Raw genomic sequence first — 9,395 nt, forward strand, 5'->3', positions numbered from 1 at the left:
GTGAGAATCGAGAGCATGCGAAGGCGAGCGGGGGCCGCGTTGATCGCGCTGGTGGCGGCGGGCGGGCTCGCCGCCTGCACGGATGAGCCGCAGGCAGCGCCCGAGGAGGCGCCGCACGCCGCGGTGTTCGACTGCGATCAGGGCGAGCCGCTCGCGAACGCCCTCGAGAACGGCGCCGAGTGGGCCATGTGCTGGCAGGTCGATCCCGATCGCGGCCTCGTGCTCACGGACATCCGCTTCACGCCGACCGATGCCGAGCCCGTCCTCATCGCCGAGGAGCTCTCGCTCGCGCAGCTCGAGGTCCCGTACGACTCGGGCGAGAACACCACGTACGACCTCACCGACGCCGGCTTCGGCGGCACGAAGATGCAGACCCTCACCGAGACGGAGTGCGTCGGGGAGCGGATCGCGACGGACATCCCCGACATCGACGACGGCACGTACGGCAAGACCCGTCACCGCGAGGTGCTGTGCTCGCTCATCGTCGACGGCGGGCTCGGGTACCGGTCGGGGGAGTTCGGCGAGGTCGTCGCCGCGCGACGTGAGGACTGGCAGCTCTCCACGATCTCGAAGGTCGGATGGTACGAGTACGTCACGCAGTACTCGTTCGGCTCCGACGGCGTCATCCGATCCGACCTCGGCGCGACCGGCGACATCTCGCCGATCGACTTCAGCGACCACGAGCACGGCTCGGCGGTGGGCGAGGGCGATCATGCGCACGCGACGAGCCACTCGCACAACGCCGTCTGGCGGGTCCACTGGGCGCTCGACGATCCGGGCGCGCTCGCGGTCGAGCAGTACGACGCGGAGGACACGGGGGAGATGGGGCCGAAGGCGCCGATCGTGGAGGGCAGTCTGCGGGCGATCGAGCATCCGGCGATCGCGCAGTGGGAGGACCGGCGCTGGTGGCGCGTCCTGGCACCGGGCGTGCTCAACGCCGATGGCCGTCCGATCTCCTACGAGATCGATCTCGGCAAGAGCGACACCTTCACCTTCACCCACGATCACCTCTTCCACGGCGAGGAGGAGGCGTACGACGTCGCGTTCACGAATGCCGACCCGTGCGAGCTGCTCGCCGTCCGCAACGGGGCGGGGTCGACCTGCGGGCAGAGCGTGCACGACTACATCGAGGACTCCGCGGACGAGGAGCTGCACGATGTCGTCTCCTGGGTCGCCGTGGGCTTCCACCATGTCGTCCGAGATGAGGATCAGTCGCCGATGGACATGCACTGGCAGGGGTTCGCCCTGCGACCGCGCGACCTCACGGCGCAGCGGGTCGCCGTGCCGGACGGGCGCGAGGAGCTCAACGGCGAGCTCGAGGGCGAGTTCCGGAAGTGGTACCGCCTCGACGAGGAGGACTGAGCAGGGGAGGGAGCGGGCGGAGGGGCGCGCCCTCCGCCCGCCTGCTCAGCGGCGCCCTGCCTTGCGCTGGAACAGCCATCCGCCCCAGGCCACCGCGATGACGAGGATCGCGGCGCACCAGAGCAGCGCCCAGGCGCCCTGTGCACCGATGTCGGTGCCGAAGAGCAGGCCGCGGATGGTCTCGATGATGGGCGTCACGGGCTGGTAGGTCGCGATCGGCTGCAGCCAGTCGGCCAGGGAGTCCACCGGGACGAACCCGCTCGAGAGGTACGGCAGGAAGAGGAGCACGAAGCCGTAGGCGTTGGCGCCCTCGGGGCTCGACGCGGCGAGTCCGATCGCGGCGAAGAGGTACGTGATGGCGAGGATGTACAGCGCGATGAGCGCGGCGGCGCCGATCCACTCGAGCGGACCGGCCGTCGGGCGGAAGCCCACGAGCAGGGCGACGCCGACGACGATCGCCGTCGCCACGAGGTTGCGGATGAGGCTCGCGACGACGTGTCCCGTGAGGACGGCGCTCGCTCGCAGCGGCATCGTGCGGAACCGGTCGATGATGCCCGCCTTCATGTCACCGGCGACGTAGACGGCTGTCGAGGCCGCGCCGAAGCCCGCGCACGTGAAGACGATCCCGGGCACGACATAGTCGACGTAGCCGCCGGACGGATCGATCGCGCCGCCGAAGATCCACGTGAACATGAGCATGAGCATCACGGGGAGGAGGATGGCCATGAGCAGCGACTCCCCGTCGCGCAGCGAATGGCGGAGGCTGCGACCGACGAAGACCGACTCGGCGGTCAGGCCGCGCAGGCGCGGGCGGGCGAGGTCGACGGCGGTCATGCGGACTCCTTGAGCTGGGGCGTCCGGGCGGACGCGGGTTCGGTGAGGGCGAGGAAGACGTCGTCGAGCGTCGGGCGTCGCAGCGAGACGACGCCCTCGGCGCCGGACTCGTCGAGCACGTCGAGGGCCCGGCGCAGGCCCGACACGGTGCCGTCGGTCGGAACCTCGCGGAGGAGGTCGCCACGGGCGTCGTGGAGCTCGACGGTGTCGCCGCCCACGCGCGCCTTCAGCTGCGAGGCCGTGCCGAGCGCGGCGACCCGGCCCTCGTGCAGCACGGCGATCCGGTCGGCCAGCTGGTCCGCCTCCTCGAGGTACTGGGTCGTGAGGAAGACGGTGGTGCCGGCTGCGGCGACGGCGCGGATGACGTCCCACAGGTCACGGCGGCTGCGGGTGTCGAGACCGGTGGTCGGCTCGTCGAGGAAGAGCACCTCGGGCGTCACGACGAAGCTCAGTGCGAGGTCGAGACGGCGGCGCATCCCGCCGGAGAACGTGCCCACGCGCCGCGCGGCGGCATCGGACAGGGCGAAGCGGGCGAGGAGATCCCGTGCGCGCTCGGCGGCGGCTCGGGGCGACAGGCCGGCGAGACGGCCGAACATGACGAGGTTCTCGGACGCCGTGAGCACGTCGTCGACCGCAGCGGACTGACCCGTCAGGCTGATGCGACGGCGGACCTCGTCGGGCTGCGTCGCCACGTCGTGGCCCGCGACGTGCGCGATGCCGTCGTCGGGGTGCACGAGCGTCGTGAGGATGCTGATGGTCGTCGTCTTGCCCGCGCCGTTCGGGCCGAGCAGGGCGAAGACCTCTCCGGGCTCGACCGAGAGGTCGAGCCCGGAGAGGACGGTGTGCGCGCCGAACCGCTTGCGCAGTCCTCGCACCTCGATGGCGGGACGCATGGCGTCTCCCTTCTGTGTATGAACGAAACTGTTTATGACAGTAACACACTGTTTATGCCATATACAGGCCTAGGCTGAGACGCATGAGCGAGACCGAGCAGACCCCCGTCGAGCTGCCCCGCGGCATCGCGCTCGCATGGGGAGTCGCCGCGAATCCGCAACGGGGGCCCAAGCGCGAGATGAGCGTCGAGCGCATCGTCGAGACGGCCGTCGAGCTGGCCGACCGCGAGGGGATCGGCGCCGTCTCAATGGCTGCCGTCGCGAAGAAGCTCGGCTTCACGCCCATGTCGCTCTACCGGTACGTCAGCGCGAAGGACGACCTGCTCCTCCTCATGCAGGAAGAGGCGACGGGGCTGCCCCCCGAGGAGCATCGGACGGCGGATGGCTGGCGCCGGGCGCTCGAGGTGCTCTTCCGCGCGCAGGTCGAGATCTACCTCCGCCATCCGTGGATCCTGGCTCTGCCGATCGCGGGCTCGCCGATCACGCCGAACAGCTCGGCGTGGCTCGATGCGGCCCTCGGCGCGCTGGCGGAGACGCCCCTCGCTCCGTCGGAGCGGCTCGCGGTCGCGCTGGCCGTCACCGGGCAGGCGCGGTGGTGCGGGATCGTGAACGCCGGCTACAGCGAGGCCGCGCGCGCAGACGGGCTCGCGCCCGAGGAGGTGGCAGCGCGCGAGGCGGCCCTGTTCGATGCGGTCATCGACGCAGACGGGTATCCCGCGCTGCGCGGCGCGATCGATGCGGGCGTCTTCCTCGACGAGGCCGATCCCTTCCGGTTCGGGCTCGCCCGCCTTCTCGACGGCGTCGAGGGCTACATCGCCCGGCTCGACCGCGGTGAGCCCCCTGCGAGCGAGGGCGGATGGATCGAGCTCGACGACGCCGACGTGCTCGAGGACAAGCGCTACCGCGCGGCGGCGAAGGCGTCCCGAGACGCGCAGAAGGCGCTCGTCGCCGCGGAGAAGGCGCTGCGCCAGGCGCGCAGGGCTCAGGCCCAGGCTCTCAAGGAGGCGCGGGAGCGCGCCGCGCGCTGACGGGTGCCCGGGTCACACGGGCCACTCGGGTTTACAGGCGTCTCCGCTAGCCTCTAGAGTTGTCGGGATCGAACAGAGAGGGTCGTGGGGGAATGGCTGAACTGCCGGATGTGCGGTTTCTCACGGTCGCCGAGGTCGCAGACATCATGCGCGTCTCGAAGATGACCGTCTATCGGCTCGTCCACTCGGGCGAGCTCCCCGCCGTCCGGTTCGGCCGCAGCTACCGCGTCCCCGAGTCGGCCGTCACGGCCGCTCTCGAGATGCCGTCGGAGCGCCCCATCGCCGACGCCGGCTGAGCGCTCCGAGTCGGCGTTCAGGCGCCGCTCCCATCATGGGATAAGATGCTCTGAGGCACTTTTCCATGGTGCCCGATCCCGGATGTCAGCGACGGCCGTCGCGACCGGACATCCAACCCCTGACATAGCGAGGTTTCCGTGGGTTCTGTCATCAAGAAGCGCCGCAAGCGCATGGCGAAGAAGAAGCACCGCAAGCTGCTTCGCAAGACTCGCCACCAGCGCCGCAACAAGAAGTAGCGGCCCCCGCGAACGCCGGCTCCGTGATCCACGGGCCGGCGTTTCTGGTATCCGGGCGTCATCGCCGGTCGTCACCTGTCGCCGCGACTCGTCACATGATGACTCGCCCTCGTCTGGAATATTGGAATTCGCTAGGTTGAGCGTGAACCGCCCGCCGGAGATCCGGCGCGGCGATCCTCCTCTGAAAGGGCAACCATGAGCGATCCGAAGCCAGAGCGTCACGTCGATCCCACCCCTCTCGAGCACACCCCCGCCCCCACGGGTCCGTCCACCGCCGCGACGCTCGTCGCGGAGTTCCTGGGTACCTTCCTCCTCGTCCTCGGCGGCGTCGGCGCGGCGCTGTTCGCCGCCGACTTCGGCGCGAGCGATGCCGGCACGAGCCTCGGCATCGGCTTCGTCGGCGTCGCGCTGGCTTTCGGGCTCACCGTCGTCGCAGGGGCGTACGCCTTCGGGCCGATCTCCGGCGGGCATTTCAACCCCGCCGTCACCCTCGGCCTGGCCGCCGCCGGCCGGTTCCCGTGGGGCGGCGTCGCCGGCTACGTCGTCGCGCAGGTCATCGGCGGCGTCGCGGCGACGAGCGTCATCGCGCTCATCGGCTCGTCCGGCGACGGATGGCTCGCCGCAGCCCAGGAGGGCGGGTTCGCGAGCAACGGGTTCGGCGAGCTCTCGCCCGGCGGCTTCGGCATCCTCGGCGCGATCGTCGTCGAGGTGCTGTTCACGGCGCTCTTCGTGCTCGTCATCCTCGGCGTCACGCACCCCACGCGCGGCAACCCCGCGCTCGCGGGTCTCGCGATCGGCCTCACCCTGACGCTCATCCACCTCGTCACGATCCCCGTCGACAACACGTCGGTGAACCCCGCGCGATCGATCGCGTCGGCGATCTTCGGGGGAGGCGACGCGCTCGCGCAGCTCTGGGTCTTCCTCGTGTTCCCTCTCGTCGGCGGACTCATCGCGGGCTTCGCCTACAAGCCGCTGCTCGACACGGCGCGCCGCTGAGCCGCAGCGCGAGCGGAGCGACGGGCCGTGATCCACGGGATACTGGAGGGATGAACGAGATCACGGTCCAGGAGCTCCGCTCGCGCGAGGGCGTTCCGCTCATCGACGTCCGCGAGACGCACGAGTTCGCGGCAGGACGTGTGCCGGGCGCCGTCAACCTGCCGATGTCCGAGCTCGGGATGCGGCTCGACGAGCTGCCCGCAGAGCCGTTCGACGTCATCTGCGAGGTCGGCGGACGCTCCGCCCGGGTCGTCGAGGCGCTCACGGCCCGGGGCTACGAGGCGACGAACGTCGCGGGCGGCACGAGCGCGTGGCGCGCGGCCGGCTACGACATCGAGGCCTGAGCCGGATGACGCAGCTGACGCTCATCGGCAAGCCCGACTGCCATCTCTGCGACGTCGCGCGCGAGGTCGTCGACCAGGTCCTCGCCGAGCTCCCGGATGAGACGGCCGACCGCATCGAGGTCGTCGAGCGGTCGATCGCCGACGACGAGGAGCTTCACGCGCAGTGGTGGGAGAAGATCCCCGTCGTCCTCATCGACGGACGCCTGCACGGCCACTGGCGCGTGTCCCCCGACCGCCTGCGCGACGCCCTCATCGCCGCATCCTGAACCGAGAGGCTCTGCCATGGCCATCCGCCACATCGTCCTGTTCCAGCTCGCCGCGTCCGACCCCGAGACCCGCGCAGCGCACGCGGCCGAGGCGAAGGAGCGCCTCGAGGCGCTCGTCGGCGTCGTCCCCGGTCTGCTCGAGCTGACCGTCTCGCGCAACGCCGCCTACGAGGGTGAGAACCACGACATCGTGCTCGACGCGCTCTTCGCCGACCTCGCCGCGCTCGAGGCGTACCAGGTGCACCCCGCCCACGTCGAGGCGGCGCGCTTCGTCGGTTCTGTCCGCAGCGGGCGCGCGGCGATCGACCTCGAGGTCTGAGACCCGTCCCTCATGCACGACGCCCCCGCCATCCGGCGGGGGCGTCGTGCATGAGGGCGGGAGAGGCTCAGGCCTCGTCGTCCTCCTCGGGCTCGTAGTCGACGCCGGCCTCGGCGCGCTGCTCGGGCGTGATCGGGGCCGGAGCGGCCGTGAGCGGGTCGAAGCCGCTGCCGATCTTCGGGAACGCGATGACCTCGCGGATCGACGGGGCGCCCGCGAGCAGCGACACGACGCGGTCCCACCCGAACGCGATGCCGCCGTGCGGCGGGGCGCCGAACTGGAACGCGTCGAGCAGGAAGCCGAACTTCTCCTGCGCCTCCTCGGGGCCGATCCCCATGACGTCGAAGACGCGCTCCTGCACGTCGCGGCGGTGGATGCGGATCGAGCCGCCGCCGATCTCGTTGCCGTTGCACACGATGTCGTACGCGTACGCGAGCGCCTCGCCCGGAGCCTCCTCGAAGCGGTCGATCCACTCCGGCTTGGGCGACGTGAACGCGTGGTGCACGGCGGTCCAGGCGGAGTGGCCGAGGTCGACGTCGTCGTCCTCGCCGGTCGGCTTGAAGAGGGGCGCGTCGACGACCCACACGAACGACCATGCGCTCTCGTCGATCTGTCCCGTGCGCTTGGCGATCTCGACGCGCGCGGCGCCGAGCAGCGCGCGCGCCTCGCTCGTCCTGCCCGCAGCGAAGAACACGGCGTCGCCGGGCTGAGCGCCCGTCGCGGCGGCGAGCCCCTCGCGCTCGGCGTCGGAGAGGTTCTTGGCGACCGGGCCGCCGAGCGTCCCGTCCTCGCCGAACGTGACGTAGGCGAGGCCCTTCGCGCCGCGCGACTTGGCCCAGTCCTGCCACGCGTCGAACTGACGACGGGGGAGCGAGGCGCCGCCGGGGTGCACGACCGAGCCGACGTACTCCTGCTGGAAGACGCGGAAGGTCGTGTCGGCGAAGTAGTCGCCGAGCTCGACGATCGCGTTGCCGAAGCGCAGGTCCGGCTTGTCCGAGCCGTACAGGCGCATCGCGTCGGCGAAGGTGATGCGCTCGATCGGCGTCGGGATCTCGACGTCGATGAGGCGCCACAGCGCCTGCACGATCTCCTCGCCGAGGGCGATCACGTCCTCCTGGTCGACGAAGCTCGCCTCGATGTCGAGCTGCGTGAACTCGGGCTGGCGGTCGGCGCGGAAGTCCTCGTCGCGGTAGCAGCGTGCGATCTGGTAGTAGCGCTCGATCCCGCCGACCTGCAGCAGCTGCTTGAAGAGCTGCGGCGACTGGGGGAGCGCGTACCAGCTGCCCGGGCTGAGACGCGCGGGCACGAGGAAGTCGCGCGCGCCCTCGGGCGTCGAGCGGGTGAGTGTGGGGGTCTCGACCTCGACGAAGTCGTGCTCCTCGAGCACACGGCGCGCGGCCGCCGACGCCTTCGAGCGCAGGCGGATGGCCGCGGCGGGCGCGGGGCGGCGGAGGTCGAGGTAGCGGTACTTGAAGCGCGCGTCCTCGCCGACGGTCTCGGTGCCGTCGAGCGCGGTCGAGACCTGGAAGGGGAGCGCGGCCGACTCGTTGAGGACCTCGACCTCGGACGCGATGATCTCGATCTCGCCGGTCGCGAGGTTCGGGTTCGCGTTGCCCTCGGGGCGGCGCGACACCTCGCCCGTGACCTTCAGGACGAACTCGCTGCGCAGCGGGTGCGCGATCTCCTCGTCGCGGATGACGACCTGTGCGATGCCCGATGCATCGCGCAGATCGATGAAGGCGACGCCTCCGTGATCGCGGCGGCGATCGACCCACCCGGTGAGGGTGACGGTCTGACCGATGAGCGAGGCGTCGAGCGAGCCTGCCTTGTGGGTGCGCAGCACGGAGAATCCTCCTGGTAGGAAAGGGAACCGCACCATTCTACGGACCGCGCGCGTCCTGGCCATCCGCTCGCGGGAGCGGGCTAGCCAGGGCTCGCAGGGCGCGGGGCGGCTGGCGGAGGCGCGCGGAACAGCGAACGCTGGCTAGTGCGCGGGGCGGTCTCGCTCGGTCGCGACAGATGTATGTAAGCGTTTGGCTTACACGTCCCGGAGGATGTCGGTGGTCGGGACTAGGATGGGTCCCTTCTCTTGTGGCTATGGGCGCGCGAGATTGCGGGCAACGGATCTTCGAAGAATCTTCGAGAAATGTCTTGCGCCTTGTCGTATTTGTGTTCTACCATGGGGTATGGCCTTCCCGTGGGTGCCCGATGAGGGGCAGGATGATCCGGCCGGCGCGGTGTGCGCCGCGGTCGGGCTGCTGGACGGGCTGTTCACACGGGTGGGGGAGGTGGCGTCGGGAGATCTCGCGGGGTTCACCGCGCGGGTGGAGCAGCTGGGGCGGGTCGTGGACGCGCTGCGGGTGCGGGCGGCAGGAGAGGTCGCGTGGCGGTCCCGGCGGGGCCTGGAGCGGCCCCTCGCGGGAGAGCTGGGCTGCCGGGACGGGCGGGAGCTGCTCGAGCGGCTCACCGGGATCCCCGGGCCGGCGGTATCCGCGCGGGTGCGGCTGGATGAAGCCACCCGGAACCGGGAGAGCCCCACCGGGCTCCCCCTGCCGCCGGCGCACCCGGCGGTGGCCGCGGCAGTGGAAGCGGGCCTGCTCGGGGCGGAGCCGGCGGCGCTGATCGTGAAGGCCGTCGCCACCGCCCGCCGCGGCGCGCCCGCCTCCGAGGTCGACAAGCTCGAGGTGATGGAGCGTCACCTCGTCGGGATCGCCACCGGCGCGATCGCGACCGACCTGGACGAGACCGCACCCCCAGCCGAGGCCACCTCACCGTTCCCCGACGGGACGGCCGCGGCCGTGCCGTGGAGCGTCGTGAAAG

At 71.0% G+C, this 9,395-nt stretch carries 12 protein-coding genes; 9 read left to right on the forward strand and 3 right to left on the reverse strand.

Translation table 11 applies throughout. From position 1 onward, the window contains the following. The first annotated feature begins 15 nt into the window (after nucleotides 1-15). Nucleotides 16-1,362: a copper amine oxidase gene (locus ACOWU6_RS14250; protein WP_421076094.1), complete on the forward strand. Its 1,347-nt coding sequence runs from the start codon at nucleotides 16-18 to the stop codon at nucleotides 1,360-1,362. Nucleotides 1,363-1,407: 45 nt separating this feature from the next. Here ACOWU6_RS14250 and ACOWU6_RS14255 read toward each other — a convergent pair whose 3' ends face one another. Together ACOWU6_RS14255 and ACOWU6_RS14260 are read right to left on the reverse strand one after the other, a co-directional pair. Next, nucleotides 1,408-2,196: an ABC transporter permease gene (locus ACOWU6_RS14255; RefSeq protein ID WP_324013975.1), complete on the reverse strand. Its 789-nt coding sequence runs from the start codon at nucleotides 2,194-2,196 to the stop codon at nucleotides 1,408-1,410. Further along, on the reverse strand, nucleotides 2,193-3,089 hold the full coding sequence (locus tag ACOWU6_RS14260; RefSeq protein WP_421076095.1) for an ATP-binding cassette domain-containing protein: 897 nt from the start codon (nucleotides 3,087-3,089) through the stop codon (nucleotides 2,193-2,195). The genes ACOWU6_RS14255 and ACOWU6_RS14260 overlap by 4 nt, the downstream gene beginning before the upstream one ends. Before the next feature lie 83 nt (nucleotides 3,090-3,172). On the opposite strand from ACOWU6_RS14260, the gene ACOWU6_RS14265 reads away from it, so the two are divergent. The 7 genes from ACOWU6_RS14265 to ACOWU6_RS14295 all read left to right on the forward strand — a co-directional run bounded on the left by ACOWU6_RS14265 (nucleotide 3,173) and on the right by ACOWU6_RS14295 (nucleotide 6,575). Then, on the forward strand, nucleotides 3,173-4,117 hold the full coding sequence (locus ACOWU6_RS14265; RefSeq protein WP_282980173.1) for a TetR/AcrR family transcriptional regulator: 945 nt from the start codon (nucleotides 3,173-3,175) through the stop codon (nucleotides 4,115-4,117). A 92-nt stretch (nucleotides 4,118-4,209) separates the two neighbouring features. After that, nucleotides 4,210-4,413 (forward strand): helix-turn-helix domain-containing protein, encoded by a 204-nt coding sequence (locus ACOWU6_RS14270; RefSeq protein ID WP_271174418.1) that lies wholly within the window; start codon nucleotides 4,210-4,212, stop codon nucleotides 4,411-4,413. 138 nt (nucleotides 4,414-4,551) lie between these two features. Then, the gene (locus ACOWU6_RS14275) at nucleotides 4,552-4,650 is read left to right on the forward strand and encodes a 30S ribosomal protein bS22 (RefSeq protein ID WP_003792170.1); all 99 of its coding nucleotides are present in this window, start codon (nucleotides 4,552-4,554) and stop codon (nucleotides 4,648-4,650) included. Between the two features lie 195 nt (nucleotides 4,651-4,845). Next, nucleotides 4,846-5,646: an aquaporin Z gene (gene aqpZ, locus ACOWU6_RS14280; RefSeq protein WP_421076096.1), complete on the forward strand. Its 801-nt coding sequence runs from the start codon at nucleotides 4,846-4,848 to the stop codon at nucleotides 5,644-5,646. 50 nt (nucleotides 5,647-5,696) lie between these two features. Further along, nucleotides 5,697-5,990 (forward strand): rhodanese-like domain-containing protein, encoded by a 294-nt coding sequence (locus tag ACOWU6_RS14285; protein ID WP_271174419.1) that lies wholly within the window; start codon nucleotides 5,697-5,699, stop codon nucleotides 5,988-5,990. Nucleotides 5,991-5,995: 5 nt separating this feature from the next. Further along, the gene (locus tag ACOWU6_RS14290) at nucleotides 5,996-6,256 is read left to right on the forward strand and encodes a glutaredoxin family protein (RefSeq protein WP_421076097.1); all 261 of its coding nucleotides are present in this window, start codon (nucleotides 5,996-5,998) and stop codon (nucleotides 6,254-6,256) included. 16 nt (nucleotides 6,257-6,272) lie between these two features. After that, complete coding sequence (locus tag ACOWU6_RS14295) at nucleotides 6,273-6,575, forward strand: Dabb family protein (protein ID WP_421076098.1); 303 nt, start codon at nucleotides 6,273-6,275, stop codon at nucleotides 6,573-6,575. A 67-nt stretch (nucleotides 6,576-6,642) separates the two neighbouring features. Here the strand turns inward: ACOWU6_RS14295 and aspS are convergent, their stop codons facing one another. After that, entirely contained in the window at nucleotides 6,643-8,418 is a 1,776-nt protein-coding gene (aspS, locus tag ACOWU6_RS14300) for an aspartate--tRNA ligase (protein WP_421076099.1), read from the reverse strand. 343 nt (nucleotides 8,419-8,761) lie between these two features. Between aspS and ACOWU6_RS14305 the strand changes: the two genes are divergently transcribed. Beyond that, on the forward strand, nucleotides 8,762-9,395 hold a 634-nt coding region (locus ACOWU6_RS14305; protein WP_421076100.1), incomplete at its 3' end, for a hypothetical protein.

The sequence above is a fragment of the Microbacterium sp. SA156 genome, from assembly GCF_049065455.1.
GTDB lineage: Bacteria > Actinomycetota > Actinomycetes > Actinomycetales > Microbacteriaceae > Microbacterium > Microbacterium barkeri.